Source organism: Thermostichus sp. OS-CIW-32 (assembly GCF_054060415.1).
Window position 1 is genome coordinate 119696 of record NZ_JBSSDD010000005.1, and the last position, 15743, is coordinate 135438.

At 62.8% G+C, this 15743-nt stretch carries 12 protein-coding genes; 10 read left to right on the forward strand and 2 right to left on the reverse strand.

The window, feature by feature from the left end; all coding sequences use genetic code 11:
* Positions 1-243: 243 nt before the first annotated feature.
* The 5 genes from ACVWY8_RS07965 to ACVWY8_RS07985 all read left to right on the forward strand — a co-directional run bounded on the left by ACVWY8_RS07965 (position 244) and on the right by ACVWY8_RS07985 (position 6874).
* Positions 244-1287, forward strand: coding sequence for a FecCD family ABC transporter permease (locus ACVWY8_RS07965; RefSeq protein WP_414424714.1), 1044 nt, complete (start codon positions 244-246; stop codon positions 1285-1287).
* Entirely contained in the window at positions 1284-2117 is an 834-nt protein-coding gene (locus ACVWY8_RS07970; RefSeq protein WP_457393796.1) for an ABC transporter ATP-binding protein, read from the forward strand. The genes ACVWY8_RS07965 and ACVWY8_RS07970 overlap by 4 nt, the downstream gene beginning before the upstream one ends.
* Before the next feature lie 65 nt (positions 2118-2182).
* A complete protein-coding gene (locus ACVWY8_RS07975; RefSeq protein ID WP_457394159.1) occupies positions 2183-4612 on the forward strand; it encodes a TonB-dependent hemoglobin/transferrin/lactoferrin family receptor in 2430 nt (809 codons plus the stop codon).
* Positions 4613-4652: 40 nt separating this feature from the next.
* A complete protein-coding gene (locus ACVWY8_RS07980; protein ID WP_457394162.1) occupies positions 4653-5972 on the forward strand; it encodes an energy transducer TonB in 1320 nt (439 codons plus the stop codon).
* Positions 5973-6001: 29 nt separating this feature from the next.
* Positions 6002-6874, forward strand: coding sequence for an ABC transporter substrate-binding protein (locus tag ACVWY8_RS07985; RefSeq protein ID WP_457394165.1), 873 nt, complete (start codon positions 6002-6004; stop codon positions 6872-6874).
* Positions 6875-6928: 54 nt separating this feature from the next.
* Here ACVWY8_RS07985 and ACVWY8_RS07990 read toward each other — a convergent pair whose 3' ends face one another.
* Entirely contained in the window at positions 6929-7312 is a 384-nt protein-coding gene (locus ACVWY8_RS07990) for a hypothetical protein (protein ID WP_099813018.1), read from the reverse strand.
* A gap of 92 nt (positions 7313-7404) precedes the next feature.
* Here ACVWY8_RS07990 and rppA point away from each other — a divergent pair, with 92 nt between their 5' ends.
* The 4 genes from rppA to recF all read left to right on the forward strand — a co-directional run bounded on the left by rppA (position 7405) and on the right by recF (position 11662).
* Positions 7405-8094, forward strand: a complete 690-nt coding sequence (gene rppA / locus ACVWY8_RS07995) for a two-component system response regulator RppA (protein ID WP_414355523.1) — start codon at positions 7405-7407, stop codon at positions 8092-8094.
* Positions 8095-8116: 22 nt separating this feature from the next.
* On the forward strand, positions 8117-9583 hold the full coding sequence (locus ACVWY8_RS08000; protein ID WP_457396979.1) for a sensor histidine kinase: 1467 nt from the start codon (positions 8117-8119) through the stop codon (positions 9581-9583).
* Between the two features lie 49 nt (positions 9584-9632).
* On the forward strand, positions 9633-10325 hold the full coding sequence (locus ACVWY8_RS08005) for a DNA-binding protein (RefSeq protein WP_457394170.1): 693 nt from the start codon (positions 9633-9635) through the stop codon (positions 10323-10325).
* A gap of 170 nt (positions 10326-10495) precedes the next feature.
* Complete coding sequence (gene recF, locus ACVWY8_RS08010; protein WP_457394281.1) at positions 10496-11662, forward strand: DNA replication/repair protein RecF; 1167 nt, start codon at positions 10496-10498, stop codon at positions 11660-11662.
* Between the two features lie 87 nt (positions 11663-11749).
* On the opposite strand, the gene ACVWY8_RS08015 is transcribed toward recF, so the two are convergent.
* Positions 11750-13300, reverse strand: a complete 1551-nt coding sequence (locus tag ACVWY8_RS08015) for a YifB family Mg chelatase-like AAA ATPase (RefSeq protein ID WP_011434260.1) — start codon at positions 13298-13300, stop codon at positions 11750-11752.
* A 469-nt stretch (positions 13301-13769) separates the two neighbouring features.
* Here ACVWY8_RS08015 and ACVWY8_RS08020 point away from each other — a divergent pair, with 469 nt between their 5' ends.
* The gene (locus tag ACVWY8_RS08020; RefSeq protein WP_414406804.1) at positions 13770-15743 is read left to right on the forward strand and encodes a peptidase M3; all 1974 of its coding nucleotides are present in this window, start codon (positions 13770-13772) and stop codon (positions 15741-15743) included.

Sequence of the window (15743 nt, forward strand, 5' to 3'; positions counted from 1 at the left end):
CTTGTCCAAAAGCCCTGAAGCGCAAGAGGGAGAAATTTAGGCACAAGCTATTGAAACTGACTTGCAACATCCAAGAAGCCTTGCTATTCTAGCGACTACGTTTTGTTGAGTTTGACTTTCAATAAAGCTCGGGAGGGAGGCCTGGCCAACTTGGCTGAGTTTTCCATCCCGCCCTTGCGGGCGGAGGGGGTTTCTTGGCCTCAGAAGGCTCTCTTCCTGGGCAAAGCTCGAGAGGTTTTCCCGGTGCTGGTCGATCGCGAGTGTCCGTATACAGAGGTTGAGGGGGGCAGAGGCTGGGGGCAAAGAAAGCGGCTGCTCTCGCCAATCGGTTTGACCTGTTTGCTATTGAGTTTCATTTTCCTAGTACTTTTGGTCTCGATTGCTTTGGGATCCGTTCCCATGACTTTCCCAGAACTCTGGCAAGCCCTGTGGGGGCAGGGGGATCCCATTCGGCAGACGATTGTTTGGCAGTTGCGGCTGCCGCGGGCGCTCTTGGCCCAGTTGCTGGGGGCGGCTCTGGGGATGGCAGGGGCCCTGTTGCAGGGGATGCTGGGCAATGGGCTGGCGGATCCCTACCTGCTGGGCATTTCGGCGGGGGCGGGCCTGGCGGCGGTGGGGTTGCTCACCTTGGGAGAGTGGACGGCTTGGGTGCCCCTGGCCGCTTGGGTGGGCGGGGTGCTGACTACCGTGTTGGTGTACGGGTTGGCGCGTACTCCCTCGGGACTGGCGGTGGAGCGGCTGATCTTGGCGGGGGTGGCCGTCAGCGCCCTGTTTGGGGCCATTAGCTCCACCTTGTTGTTGATGGCAGATGACCGGGTGCAGGTGGCTCTCACCTGGTTGATCGGCAGCTTGAGCGGGCGGGGCTGGCCAGAGGTGCAGGTGGCCGGGGCGTATATCCTGGTCGGCTTGGGATTGGGATGGGGGCAGGCGCGGGCTTTAAACCTGCTGAGCTTGGGGGAAGAGATGGCGGTGAGCTTGGGGATCCCTCTGGCGCGGACGCGGGTGGTGATTGGTCTGGTGGCGGCTTGGCTGGCGGCAACCGCTGTCAGTGTGGGGGGGGTGATCGGCTTTGTCGGTTTGGTGGTGCCCCACATGGTGCGGCAGGGGGTGGGATCCGATTACCGCTGGCTGTTGCCCCTTTCTGCCTTGGCAGGGGCGACCCTGCTGAGCGGTGCCGACATCCTGAGCCGTTTGGGCCCGATAGAGCTGCCGGTGGGGATTGTCACCGCTGTGATGGGGGCTCCCTTTTTCGGCTGGCTGCTGCGGCAGCAGGGGGCGGGGCGATGAGAGAGCCCATCCTGCAGGTCGAGGACTTGAGCGGGGGCTACGGATCCCGGACGGTGGTGCGACAGGTGAGCTTCAGCGTGCAACAGGGGGAATGGCTAAGCATTGTCGGCCCCAATGGTTCCGGCAAATCGACGGTGCTGCGGCTGTTGAGTCGGGTTCTGATTCCCCAAGCTGGGCGCGTGTACCTGGACGGTCGGGATCTGCACACTCAACTCACTCCCCAGCAGGTGGCCCGGCAGTTGGCTCTTTTGCCCCAGCAGCCGAGGATCCCGGCAGGGCTGACGGTGCGGCAATTGGTGAGTCTGGGGCGTTCTCCCCACCAGCCCTGGTGGGCGTGGCAGTTGACGCCGGCGGATCGGCAGCGGGTGGAGTGGGCTCTAGAGCAGACGGGACTGGGATCCCTGGCGCTGCGGCGGGTGGAAACCCTTTCGGGGGGCGAGCGGCAACGGGCTTTTCTGGCGTTGGCTTTGGTGCAGGAGCCGCAGGTGTTGCTGTTGGATGAGCCCACCACCTTTTTGGATCTGCGCCACCAACTGGAGCTGCTGGAGCTGTTGCAACGGCTGAAGCAGGAGCAGGGCCTGACGGTAGTTACGGTGCTGCACGACCTGAATTTGGCCATTCGCTACAGCGAGCAGATTGCCTTGCTGGGATCCGGCCAGATGCAGGCCCTGGGGTCTCCCTTGGCGGTGTTGACCCCCAGCCGGGTGCGACAGGTGTTTGGCCTGGAGGTGGAGTGGATCTCGACTCCGGTAGGGCCACAGCTTTGCCCCCTGCGCAGCACAGCTCCAGCGGCAGCAAGGCTCCTCTCCCTGCCGGTGTCAGGGTGCTGAGGGAGGGTTTGTCCGGTTTTGCAGTGAATTTTCCCTGTTGTGGATTTCGAGGAGCATGAGAGGTTATGCGCGTGAACGGTCGTTGGTGGCGGGTGGTGAGTTTGGGGTTGAGTTTGGGAGTGGGCTGGGGATCCCTGTCCCAGGCTCAGCCCAATGCCCGGATCCCTGATTCGACAACTCCGCCGCTGTTGGCCCAGGCCACCCCTGCACCGACCACCCTGCCAGAGCAGATTAGGGAGCTGGAGGCGCAAATCGAAGCTGCCCGCCGGCGGGGGGATCAGGCAGAGGTGGAGCGGCTACAGGCCGAACTTCGGGCTCTCCAGCAGGAAGGCACGCCGATCTTTAACCTGCAACAGGTCACCGTAACCGGTACTCGCACCGAGCGCACCTTGGCCGACTCGCCCGCCAGCATTACCGTCATCGACCGGGAGCGGTTGCGGCGGGAGCTGGTTCAAAACATTCAGGATCTGGTGCGCTACGAGCCGGGGGTGAGCGTGCGGCGCAGCGTTCGCTACGGCCTGCAGGACTTCAACATCCGCGGCCTCGACGCCAACCGGGTGTTGATCCAGGTGGATGGGATCCGCCAGCCGGAGCGATTTTCCTTCGGCCCCTTCACCATTGGCCGGGATACCTTTGAGCTGGAGACCCTGAAAACTGTAGAAATTATCCGCGGCCCCGCCTCCACCCTCTACGGCAGCGACGCGCTGGGGGGTGTGGTGACCTATACCACCCTGGATCCAGCCGATCTGCTGGGAGAACGGGACAGCCATGTGGGCCTGTCCAGCCAGTACGACAGCAAAAACCAAGGGTACGTCAACACCCTCAGCTTGGCGGGTCGGCAGGATAACTTAGAGGCCCTGCTCATCTACACTCGCCGCGACGCCAGAGAGCCGGATATCCAGGCGGATCCCAGTTTCAAGGATCGGCAGACGGTGGAGGGAGACAATGTTCTGGCCAAGCTGGTCTATCGCTTCAGTCCCTTTGACAGCCTCACCCTGACGGCGGAATACTTCCACAACCGCACCACCACCACCTTTTCGCCCCGCAACCTGGATCCCGGCATCCGCCTTTTCAGGGAGAGCATTGAGACCGAGCGCAGCCGCCTCAGCTTGGAATATCGCTACGCCAACCCCGATACCCCCGCTTTTGAGCTGGCCACCGTCCAGATCTACTACCAGCCGGCCCGCACCCAGGAGCCCAGCGTGGAAGAACGCACCCTCACGGTACAAGGTCGGCCCGTGCCTGTGCGTCGGGATACCTTCAACGAGCTGGTCAGCAACATTTTAGGAGCCAGCCTGCAGGCCCAAAGCCGCTTCCAAACCGGGGATCTCTCCCACCGCCTGGTGTATGGCATGGAGATTTCCACCACCCGCAACGAACGACCCCGCAACCGTTTTCAGACCAACCTGCAAACCGGAGCGGTAACCCAAAACATTCCCCCAGACACCTTTCCCACCAAAGATTTTCCCGACTCGGACACCGTCCGTTTTGGGCTGTATGTGCAGGATGAGATCGATTTCGGCGGCGGCAACTTGACGTTGATCCCCGGCATCCGCTACGACACCTACAACCTCACCCCCAGTCCCGATGAAGCTTTCCTCAAAAGTGGGTCAGAAGCGGCCAGCCTCTTTGCCGATGCCGTTTCCCCCAAGCTGGGCCTGGTGTGGAGGATAAACCCCAACCTTACCTTTACGGCCCAGTACAACACCGGCTTTCGGGCCCCCCAATACAACGAGATCAACAGCGGCTTCACCAACTTGGTCAGCCCCTTCTTTCGCTATCGCACCCTCTCCAACCCCGACTTGCGCCCGGAAACCAGCCAGGGTTTTGAAGTGGGTTTGCGAGGGATCTACCCGCAGGCCAGCTTCAGTTTGGCCGCCTACTACAACACCTACAACGACTTTATCGAGGCGTTCCGGCGGGTGGGATCTGAGCCCTCGCCCCCCGGCCCCCCCGGCAGCCCGCCGCCCCCGCCGGTCATCCTCTTCCAGAGCCAAAACGTCAGCCGCGCCCGCATCTACGGCGTGGAAGCGACAGGGCAATATTTCTTCAGCCCCGACCTAACCGGCTGGAGCCTAAACGGCAGCTTTGCCTGGGCGGTGGGGGACAATCTTACAGAAAACAAGCCCCTGCTTTCGATTGAGCCGCTGACGGCGGTGCTGGGGCTGCACTACGACGATCCCAGCCAGGTGTGGGGGGCGAGGCTGGTGGCCACGCTGGTGGCGGATCCGCGGGATCCGCAGCGGGAGGTGGTGCAAACCAACCCCAACGCTCCCCCGCAGATTCCCTTTGTGCCCAGCGGCTATACGGTGGTGGATCTGCTGGGCTACTACAACCTGGACGACAACTGGCAGCTCAATTTCGGGGTGTTCAACCTCTTCGACGAGAAGTATTTTCTCTACTCCGAGACCCACACCCTCTTTGTCGGCCCTGAGGTGGAGCGGCGGGCCCAGCCGGGGCGCCATGTGGCCCTCAGCTTCTCCAGCCGCTTCTAGGACTCCCCGCCAGCCGTGCCCATCGAGATAGCCCCGAGCCATGCTCGCCGAACCCCCCACTCACACCAACCGGGGATCCGCTTCTTCGGGGAGGGGATCCCACCCTCGGCTTTTGTGGCGCCTGCAGATGGGGTATTGGCAGCAGGCAGGCATGGCCTACGGGGTGGGTCTGGCCTGGCTGGAGCTGGGGCTGTGGGCAATGGGGCGGCGCCAAAGATCTGGAGGACTGCGTTGGATCGGCTGGGGGGAGAAGCTACTTAGGGAGGCGCTGCTGGCGGGCTATTGCTCCCTTGCCCTCTCAGTTGCCTGCGCCTCGCTGGAGGATCTCCCTGAGTTGCCTGGGCAAAGTCGGGAGCCCCGCCCGATGCGCTGGGAGACTTTGCTCTCGCTGCTTCTGCATCTGCTGGGGCTGCTGGGATGGGTTGGGTGGGGATTTCGACCTCTGCTGGAGCCCGAAGTGCGGATCCCGGTCACGCTGTGGCTGGAGGATCCGCTGCCGCCGCAGCTTGCGGCAGAGGCAGATTCGGCCTTGCCCAAGCCGGCAGGGGAGCCGAGCGACCCGGCCCCGGAATCACCTCCCGCGGATAACCCACCCCCACCGGCTCCTGCGCCTCAGGAGAGAGTAGAGACCACGGCCGTTCCCAAGTCTGAGCTGGCTTTGCAAACGCCGCCCCCCACCCCTACGCCTGTTCCCACAGCAAAGCCGGAGCCGACCCCTCCACCCACGCCGATGGCCGCACCAACCCCTCCTCCGCCCTCCCCAACACCGACGGTCACCCCCTCACCACAGCAGCCCCCTCCAACTCCGGTGGCTACCCCCACGGCTGCACCTGTGGCCGACAGGCCGCCCCCCGTGGCTGCTACGAGCGCTCCCATTCCCCGCTTCACCCCCCTCATCCAAGGGATCCGTTCGGGTGGCGGGGGCACTGCTTCCCCCGGCGGGAGCGAGGGATCTGGATCCAGCGCTCCTGGGACGGGTGGCCTCGGTGGATCCCAAGCGCAGGGTTCTGCGCCGACAGCGGCAGAAGGGGCCGGGGAGGCATCCTCCCCCACCTCCTCGCCCGCAGCAGTGGCTGCCAGGCCGGACATCCTGGCCCGCCCCATCCCGGGGCGCAACCCGCCGCCGCAGTACCCTCCCCAAGCCCGCCGCCTCAACCAGCAGGGGCAAGTGCTGTTGCGGGTCAAGGTGGATGCCCAAGGGCAGGTGCAGCAGGTGGAAATTGTCTCTTCCAGCGGCTTCCCGGCCCTGGACAGGGCCGCACAAGAGGCGGTGCAACGCTGGCAATTTAGCCCCGCCTTGAGGAACAACACCCCGATTGAGTCGTGGGTAACGGTGCCGATTCAGTTCACCCTCAATTGACTGTTTTGGAACTGTTTTGGAGATCGTCCATGCCGTCTTGTCTTTCTCGCCGTCAACTCCTTGTCTTGGGCCTGGCCAGCCTGGGGGTTTGGGGAATGGGTCGCTTGGCCCGCGCCCAAAGCCAGATCCCGCCAGCTCCGGTTCGGCGAGTGGCCAGCCTCACCACCTTGACAGCCGATATTCTCTATCGCCTGGCTCCGGACAAGCTGGTGGGGATCCCGTCCGGGCGCTTGTTGGAGGCGGATCCCCGCTTTCAGGGCATAACTCGGCTGGGGCTGGGCAACCAACCTAACCTGGAGCAAATCGTGGCCCTGCAACCGGACTGGGTGGTGGGGGCCAGTGGCTTTCACACGGCTTTGGGAGAACGATTGCAGGCATTGGGGATCCCCACCTATCTCACGCAGGTGGACAGTTGGGCTGCCCTGGAAGCAACCATCGCCACTCTGGCTGCTGCCTTGGGGGCGGATCCGGATCCCTTGCTGCGGGAGTACGGATCGCTTTTGCCCCAGGAGCTGCCCCCAGTTCGCCCCAAAACCCTGCTTTTGGTGGGCACCCAGCCGATTCTCTCTCCCAACCGGCAAAGCTGGGCCGGGGATCTGCTGGAGCGCTTTGGCGCCGATAACCTGACGGCTGCCCTGCAAAGCCAAGGGCAATTTCGCGGCTATGTCACCCTTGCGGCAGAGCGCATCCTGGAAGCCAACCCCGAGGTTTTGTTGGTGGTCAACCCGGAGGCGGCGGATCCCTTGGCCTTTTTCCGTTCCCGCCCCTTTTGGAATCAACTGCAAGCTGTTCAAACCCAGAGGGTCTATGGATTTGACTACTACGGCTTGGTCAACCCCGGCACCCTGGAGAAGATTAGAGCGGCCTGCGAGCAGTTGGCCCGGATTTTTTCGGAGGGCTGACCCAAGGGAACGCGGGAGATAGCCTTCCTGTTTGAAATATCTTGAAATATCTTTCTAGTCCAAGCTGTAGCGGGTGAGGCGCTGCACCTGGTCGGGGGTGAGGCCCAGCTCTTGGGCAATCTGGGCGGCCACCCGATCCGGATCCAGCTCCGGAAATTCAAATTCCAGCTTGCGCAGGTGGGGATTGGTGGTAGTCACCTCCACCTTGGTGTAGCCACGGGAGCGGCGGATCTCCGCCTGAATGGAAAGAATATCCAGAGCCAAGGTGGCTTGTTGCTGGCTGCGAATCGCCAAAGGTTGCTCTAGCCGGCGAGGACGGCTCAGCGCTTGGCCCGTCACCCACTCTCCCCCCGCCACAAAAAGAAGCCCTGCCAAGGGCAGCACCAGCCAAAAATCAAACCCTAGATCTTGCCACCGATGGATTTTGGGCCACCCCACCGTTGTTCTCTCCCTTGCAGAGGGCTATTTCCGTGATCCATCCTAGCCTGGGCAGTGGGAACTGGCCGTCTTGGTCAACGGCGCACAGGACGATGCGAATTTTGCTGGTGGAGGATGACCCGGAACAGTTGGAGCCTTTACAGGCTGCCCTGTCCAAGTGCGGCCACGTGGTTGACTGTGCCAAGGAAGGGGAGATGGCTGCCTGGCTGATGGAGGAGAAAGCCTATGATCTCCTGATTTTGGATTGGATGCTGCCGGGGCCAAGCGGGATCCAGCTCTGTCGGCAATACCGCCAATCGGGGGGATGTGCGCCGGTGCTGATGTTAACTGCCAAAGACGCAACATCGGATGTGGTGCAGGGGTTGGATGCGGGGGCGGACGACTATTTGGTCAAGCCGGTGGATCTGGTGGAGCTGCTGGCACGGGTGCGGGCTTTGGGACGCCGTTCCCCCCAATGGCAAGGAGACAGCCTCAGCCTGGGATCCCTGCACTTGCACTTGGCCAGCCTGACCCTAGAGCGGCAGGGGAGGCAGGTACAGCTTTCGGGCAAGGAGTTTCAATTGATGGAATACCTGATGCGCCATCCCAACCAGGTGCTCAGTCGGGGCCAGATCGAGCAGGCGGTGTGGGAATGGGGCTGTGAGCCGGAGAGCAATGCCGTGGCTGCGTTGGTGCGGCGGTTGCGGCTACGGTTAAAAGAGGTGGAGGCCCAAGATTGGCTGGAATCGGTGTATGGCCAGGGGTACCGGCTGCGCATAGCCTCTCCAGAAGAGAACCCATGAAAGCAGTTTCTAGGGGGTGGCGATGGAGGTGAAAAGAGCTGAACACAAGCATTCTCTCCCATGGCTGGGCTGGAACTGGGTTTCCCTGGCACACCCCCTTCAGCCGCACCTGGGGCAGAAGGCTGCGACAAGAGGGACGGGATCCCTGGTGTTTCACCACAGCCGCCGTCGCTTGGCCCGCAGCTTTGCCGGGGTCATGGGGGGGATCCTGCTGGTGTTTGCCGCCGTCTTCTACCGCTTGGAAGTGGAGAACCAGTTGCAGGCTTTTGACGAGGAGCTGCAGGTTCAGGCCGGGATCATGGCGGCAGCCATTAAGTACGAGCTGCGCCAGGGGCAGTGGCGGTTGGTGTTGAACGAGGTGCCCTTTTTGGGGGGGAAAACCCAACCCCTCGACCATCACTTGGCCTATGTGCGCTGGTTCGATCCTGCTCCCGGCACCGGAAGGGAAAGCTTGGGATCCCTGCGCCAGTACACGGGATCCCGGCCTCCTCTGGAGCTGTTTGACTTGGATGGCCCGCCTCACCATCTCCAACTGGGTTTCCAAACGGTGGAAGGAGAGAGCGGCTTACTGTTGCGCCAGCTCACGCTGCCGGTGCAGCAGGAGGAAAAGCTACTGGGCTACTTGCAACTGGCGGTGCCCCTGGAACCGCTGAAACTTACCCTGGGTCGCTTGCGCTGGGGGTTGGGGATCGGGATCCCGCTGACGCTGGCGTTGATCGGCGGGGCCGGCTGGATCTTGGGGGGGCTGGCGATGCAGCCGATTCGTCGCTCCTACGAGCAGTTGCAACGCTTCACTGCCGATGCTTCCCACGAGTTGCGCGCCCCCCTGGCCGCCCTGATGAGCAATGCTCAAATGGCTCTGCTGGCCCCGGAACAAGCTCAACCTCGCCTGGAAAAGGTGGTGAGCGGTGCCCGCCGCCTCAGCGTGCTGATCGATACCTTGCTGCAGTTGGCCCGCCAGCAGGGATCCCTGCCCCTGGAGGATCTGCCGCTTCTGAATTTGCGAGCGCTGTTGCAGGAGCTGAGCGAGCAATACCGCCCCCAAGCTGAGGCCCTTGGCCTTCACTGGCAATGCCACCTGCCTGAGACGGATCTTTCTGGGGGTTGGCTTGTGCGGGGGAACGCTGCCCTGCTGCGGCAGGCCATCGAGAACCTACTGCGCAATGCCCTGCAGTACACCCCTGCAGGCGGCACAGTGCAGGTGAGCCTGGAAAGCCAGCGCCAGCGCGCTTACCTCCACGTCAAGGATACAGGCATTGGCATTCCCCCCGAGCATCTGCCCCATCTGTTTGAGCGGTTTTACCGGGTGGATGAAACCCGTGCTCGCCATACGGGTGGGTTCGGTCTGGGCCTGGCCTTGGCCCAGCAGATCGTCACCGCCCATCGGGGATCCCTGCGAGTGGCCAGCCAAGTGGGAGAGGGATCGATATTTACGGTAGAGCTGCCCTTGTCATCTTCACGTCATTTTTCTCCGCCATTCTCAAGATGAGCCGCGATAACCCAAACCGGCTTGTCCTGTCGATTGGAGTCTATGACCAATGACGATTCGTTCCTCTTTTGCTCGCGCTCTGGGTTGTTCTCTGCCGATTTTGGTTCTGCTCACCCCCCTGGTGCTGGGATCCCCGGCGCAAGCCCAGCGGGGCAGACGCTCTGCTCCTGAAGCCACAGCTCCCCTTCAGGTACAGCCAACTTGGCAGCGCCCGCGGGATCTTGAGCGAGCCAGCCGCGATCTGGCTAAGGCGCAGCGACACCTGGCCGAAGCCAGCTTCCTCTCTCAGCGGGGGTCTTCCCCAAAGGCTGCCCGCCTTTTGGAACACGGCCAGGAGAGTTTCACCAACGCCCAAGCCTCACTTGAGGCGGGGAACTTCTTCGCCGCCCGCGAGCAGGCCAAAGCAGCGGAAAACTTAGCCAAAGCAGCCAAAGTTCTCTACGAAGCGGAGCTGGGTTTTATGGGTCGCCCTGGCCGTTCCTTCTTCGAGGCCGCTTTCCGGGCTCAGGAGTACCTCAGTCGGCTACAAGCAGAGATGACCTTCGCCAACGTCAACTCTGGCAGCGTCTCTAGCCTGCAGAATCAAGTGCAGAACCTGTTGGGCAACGTGAGTACGGATCCCGGCAGCTACACCTTCGCCGACTACAGTCGCAGCAAAGCTGCCCGCTACTTTGCCCGCGCAGCCCTCCATCTGTTGGCGGCTGAGCGCCTCGGAGGGGTGGCTGCCCTGAGTAGGCGCTGATCTGGCCTACCCTGAACTGAGGGGATAGAAGGGATCCCTGCTGGCTGAGTCTTCGGGGTTAACCCCTCTACCTTCTCTTGCCCCTGCTGCAGTTGGGTTAAAGTGAAAGCCCCCAGAGCGGGGGCTGTTCTTCTCGAATACTGACTGATCGCGTCTTTACATCTCCCTTGGTGTACCTGCGTTTCCTGCACCTGTGGCACTTTCGCAACTACCGGGAGCAAGGGATCACCTTTGACGCGCCCAAAACCATCCTGGTGGGGGAGAACGCCCAGGGCAAGACCAACCTGCTGGAAGCGGTGGAGCTGTTGGCCACCTTGCGCTCGCGGCGGGCCAGCCGGGATCGGGAGCTGGTATACCAAGAGGAGCGACAAGCCCAGATTGCCGCCACGGTGGAACGGCTGGGGGTGGCCCACGAGCTGGTGATGGAGCTGCGCAGCAGCGGCAGGCGATCCCTGAAGGTGGACGGGCAGGTGCTGCGCCGCCAGGCGGACTTTTTGGGACAGGTGAATGCCGTGGTGTTCTCCAGCCTGGATCTGGAGCTGGTGCGAGGGGGGCCAGAGGCGCGGCGCCATTGGTTGGATGGGGTGTTGCTGCAACTGGAGCCGGTTTATCTCGGCCTGGTGGAGCAATATCGCCAGATCCTCAGGCAGCGCAACGCCCTTTTGAAGCAGGATCCCAAGGACTCTGTCCCGCTAACGCAAGCGGCTGCTGGCGTTCAGTTCTCGCAGATGGCCTTCTGGGATGCCCAACTGGCCACCACCGGTAGCCGAATTATGCGCCGCCGCGCCCGGCTGCTGCAACGGCTGGAGCCTTTGGCTGCTCACTGGCACCGGGTCATTAGCGGTGGACGGGAAACCCTGACCCTTACCTATCGACCCCAAGTGCCCCTGCCGGATCCCCAGGCCAGCCCCGAAGTGATCCAAGCCCAGTTTTTGGCCGAGATCCGCGCCAAAGCCGCCGCCGAACACTCCCTGGGCAGCTCTCTGGTGGGCCCCCATCGGGATGAAGTGGAGCTGTGCATCAACGGAGCCGCCGCCCGCGCCTACGGATCCCAGGGGCAGCAGCGCACCTTGGTCCTGGCCCTAAAGCTGGCCGAGCTGGAGCTGATCGAGCAGGTGGTCAGGGATCCGCCCTTGCTGCTCTTGGACGATGTGCTGGCCGAGCTGGATCTGCAGCGGCAAAACCAGCTCTTGGAAGCCATTCAGGAGCGCGTGCAAACCTTGGTTACCACCACCCATCTGGGATCCTTCGACGCCAGCTGGCTCAAGGCCGCCCAAATCCTTCAGGTGCAAGGGGGGCAGCTTTTTCCCAGCAAAACAGGGGATGGGATCCCGTAGGACAGACCGGAGCTCTGGCAGTGAGGGAAACCCTATCTGGGAGGGGGGCTGGGGGTGGTCGCGTCAGCGGCGCCGAGCGCTTGGGCTTTACAGCCGAGCGCGATCCAGGCTGCGGTATTGAATCGCTTCGGCAATGTGGGTGGGGGCAATGGCCTCCGCGCCCTCGAGATCGGCGATGGTGCGGGCCACCTTGAGGATGCGGTCGCTCCCCCGCGCAGACAGGGCCAACTTTTGGATGGCGCTTTCCAAGAGCTTGCGACAGGGATCCGAAAGGGAGCACCACTGCCGCAGGTGGCGGGATTGCATCTGGGCGTTGCAGTGGATCCCAGGCTCGTTTTGAAAGCGCTGCCGCTGCCGTTGTCGTGCCCGCTCCACCCGCCGCTGCACCGCTTGGGAAGATTCGCCGCCCTGGGCGCGGACAATTTCTTCCGGCTTAAGGCGGTTGACCCGCACCTGCAGGTCGATGCGATCCAGCAGCGGGCCGGAGAGCTTGGACCAGTAGCGCTCCCGCTGTTGCGGCGTACAGGTGCAGGGGTGAACGGGATCCCCGTAGAAGCCGCAGGGACAGGGGTTGGTGGAGGCCACCAGGGTGGTTTGGGCGGGAAACTCTAGGGAAACGCGGGCGCGGGAGATGGTGACTTTGCCATCTTCCAGGGGTTGGCGCAGCACCTCCAGCACCTCCCGCCGGAATTCCGTCAGCTCATCCAGGTACAGGATGCCATGGTGGGCCAGCGAGATTTCCCCGGGCTTGGGGTAGGGGCCGCCACCCACCAGCGCCACTGCCGAAGCCGAATGGTGGGGAGCGCGAAAGGGCCGCTGGGCGATCAGGGGGGTCTGGCGTCCCAGGTGCAGGTTTTGCCGCAACAGGCCGGCTGCCGAGTAGATGCGGGTGATCTCCAACATCTCTTCCCACTGCAGCTGGGGCAGAATGCCGGGCAGTCGCCGCGCCAGCATGGTCTTGCCCGCTCCCGGGCTGCCCACCAGCAACAGGTTGTGCCCGCCGGCTGCCGCGATCTCCAGAGCCCGCCGGGCATGTTCTTGCCCCTTCACATCGGCCAAATCCAGCAGGGGTTCCGTTTCGGTTGGCAACATCTGTTCTGGCTGGATCCGCACCGGCTCAACTCCCTCTGGGTTTTGCAGCCAGCCCACCACCGCCGCCAAGGAGGGCAGCCCATACACTTGGATCCCTTGCACCACCGCTCCTTCCGGCCCATTTTCCTGGGGTACCACCAGGCGGCGGATCCCCATCTCGGCAGCGCTGGCGGCAATAGGCAGAACCCCGGCCACCGGGCGTAGGGTGCCGTCTAGGGCCAATTCCCCCACCATCAGGGTGTTGGCCAGCGCTTCCCCCTCGATCACCCCGGAGGCCGCCAAGATCCCGATGGCAATGGGCAGATCGAAGCTGGGGCCCTCTTTGCGCAGATCGGCAGGGGCCAAGTTGACGATGATCCGCCGCTGGGGTAAAGCAAAGCCGGAGTTCTTGATCGCCGCCCGCACTCGCTCTTTGGCCTCCTGAACGGCAGTATCGGGCAGTCCCACCAAGGTGATCTGGGGCAAGCCACCGCCCACATCCACCTCCACCGTAACCTGCACGGCCCGGAGTCCCAGCAGAGCGGCAGCAGTGACTTGGGCAAACAATGCTGTCACCTCCCTCGGATAGTTCTTTTACCCTTTGCACAAGTGGCCGCAGGCCTATTCTGTCCCAACACGTATCCTGGCCGAAATTGGGATCCCCACGCTGCCGGCTGCATTTGCCCAAGGAGAATGTCACAATCATCTCAGGTTTTTCCTGCCCCCAAGGAGGCACGTCGGTTTTCGCAGTCGCAGTCTTTAATGAATGCGGGATCCCGGATCCGAGCTTGCCGAATGGCTCAGGCTTGGGTTGGCTGTTGCTGCCGCCTTTGCGCAGCACAGCAGCGGTGAGGCTATGTTCTGACCAGGATGGGAACCCCCAGGGGGGGATAGCAGGGATCCGGATCCCTCTGATCGCAGCCTGCACCTCCAACCCAGATTTCCCCAGCCATTTGCCCTTTGGCAGAGGTCAAAAGGCGGGCACACCCCTCTGCCGACAAGCCAACAGAGGGACGACCCCATCTCTAGGAGGCTGATGCCGGTGGTCTTTCCTGCTGCTGAACCCCCTTTCGAGCGTTTCTCTGGCTCTGGGAAAAAGCGCGCCCTAACCTGGAATGAACTGGAGGAGCAGGTGCAGCAGTTTGCCCAGCGCTACCGGGGGCAGGTGGTCCAGCTCAGCCCGCCAGAGCTGGCGGTGGCGCTGCAGGAGTTGTCGGAGCTGACGCAGGCGCTCGCCCTGGCAGCCCATCTTGCCGAGGGTTGCGAGAGCAGCAGCCTTCCAACAGCGATCCCGGCTGAGGCCGAACCAGAGATGGCCTGGACGAAGGCAGACCCCAGCTGGAGGGATCTGGAGCGGGTCATCTCCCTGCAGAGCCAGCTGTTGTTTTTCCCCCTGGAACTGCAATCCCTGACCGCCGTTCCCCTCGGCGAACCCGCAGCTGAGACGCCGCAGGAGCGAGAGGATCGGCCCTCGGATCCCTTGGCCGCTGCTTGTGCCGAGCCGGAGCTGCGCCCCTTTCGCCAGTTTTTGTGTCGCCTCCTGCAGCAGCGGGGTCACCAACAACCGGAGCCTCTGGAGTGCCTGCTCCACCAACAGTACCCAACAGGAAGGTTAGCTTGGCGGCAGTTGTGGCAAGTGACCCTGAACTCGCCTGCTGCGCTCCCAGAGCACACTCTTGTCCAGCTGCAGAGCTTACAAACTCACGCCAGCGCGGAGATCCGCTGGGTGGCCTACCAGCGGCTAGTCCAACACCTAGAAGCCCATGCCGATCTGGGTGGGTTTATCCTCAGCACCCTGATCCGCGACCACCTGTGGGAGGCCCAATGGCGGGGCTATGACTCTGCTGCCGAGCTGTATCTGGCCCGCCAGGGCCTGACTCAGACCTTTTTGGAGAACCTATTGGAAGGGATCCGCGATCGGTTTGACCTGTTCCAGCACTATTACCGCCTCAAAAGCAGAACAATGGGACGTTCCATTCGCATCTGCGATCTGCATGCGCCCTGGGGGGATCCCGTGCCGCCCCTGACCTCTGCTGAGGCCACCTCTCTAATCTGGGCAGCCCTGCAGGACTTCTGCCCCGAGTGTGCGGCCCAGGCCAAACCCTGGCTGCTAGAAGTCGGCTCGGCAATCGAGGCAGACAAGCCCAATCGCGCAGCGGGCGCAGCCTTTCGCCCCGGCGAAACGGAGTTCTCGCCCAGGTCGGGAGAAACGGGATCCGGCGGGAGCGAGCTCCTGTTGAAGGTTCTTGCTATCATCAGCCAGCGGCTCCGGCCTGAGGATCCCCAAGTTTGGCTGGATCTGGAGGAGATGCAGGGGAGTTCCGCACTGCTGCCGCGAGCGTGGGGGGTGCAGGCTCACACCGTCTTTTTGCAGCAAATACTCCTGGATCACCTGGTTGCCTCGGCAGTGGGATCCCCTCGCATGGGCAGGCCTGCTCTTTACGACCCAGAGGGGCAAACTGCTCCGCAGCGCTGGCGGGAACGCTCCGGCAGCCTCCAGTTGGCCCAGGCCCTGTTGATACACCATTTGGAAGCCCAGTTGCAGGCGGTGTTTTACCAGAGCTTGATCAGTCGGCTGGAGCTGATTCTCTATCGGTCGGGGCTCCCCGCATGGGAAAATGTGGCAACCTATCCTCTTTGGGTGAGCGAAGAGTGGTTGAAGCTGTGTCAAGAGCTGTGCGGAGATGCGGTGGAACTGTTGCCGGAACACCAGTTTTACTGGGTGGGGATGCCGGAGCTGTTTCTCCACCCCTTTAGTGCCTATCAGGCTAGCCTTGCCAGCCTGGTGGCCTTGGCCTGTCACCGCCGCTATCACAGTTCTCCGCGCAACTTTCTGCCCCACTACCTCCGTTGGTTGGCCAGCCCGCCCGGATCCCTGACTTTGGAAGAAACCACCCAGCTGCTGCAGGCAGATCTGAGCGACCCAGGGGGAGTGTTGCAGGCGCTGGAGGAGCTGGAGCATTGGATCGAGACGCTAGAAAAGCTGCTGGAAGAGAATCCAGATCACTGA

What these genes read in the sequence shown, in the direction of transcription:
- ACVWY8_RS07970 (WP_457393796.1), top strand. Translation starts at nt 1,284, where the DNA reads ATGAGAGAGCCCATCCTGCAGGTCGAGGACTTGAGCGGGGGCTACGGA.
- ACVWY8_RS07975 (WP_457394159.1), top strand. Translation starts at nt 2,183, where the DNA reads ATGCGCGTGAACGGTCGTTGGTGGCGGGTGGTGAGTTTGGGGTTGAGT.
- ACVWY8_RS07980 (WP_457394162.1), top strand. Translation starts at nt 4,653, where the DNA reads ATGCTCGCCGAACCCCCCACTCACACCAACCGGGGATCCGCTTCTTCG.
- ACVWY8_RS07985 (WP_457394165.1), top strand. Translation starts at nt 6,002, where the DNA reads ATGCCGTCTTGTCTTTCTCGCCGTCAACTCCTTGTCTTGGGCCTGGCC.
- rppA (WP_414355523.1), top strand. Translation starts at nt 7,405, where the DNA reads ATGCGAATTTTGCTGGTGGAGGATGACCCGGAACAGTTGGAGCCTTTA.
- ACVWY8_RS08000 (WP_457396979.1), top strand. Translation starts at nt 8,117, where the DNA reads ATGGAGGTGAAAAGAGCTGAACACAAGCATTCTCTCCCATGGCTGGGC.
- ACVWY8_RS08005 (WP_457394170.1), top strand. Translation starts at nt 9,633, where the DNA reads ATGACGATTCGTTCCTCTTTTGCTCGCGCTCTGGGTTGTTCTCTGCCG.
- ACVWY8_RS08020 (WP_414406804.1), top strand. Translation starts at nt 13,770, where the DNA reads ATGCCGGTGGTCTTTCCTGCTGCTGAACCCCCTTTCGAGCGTTTCTCT.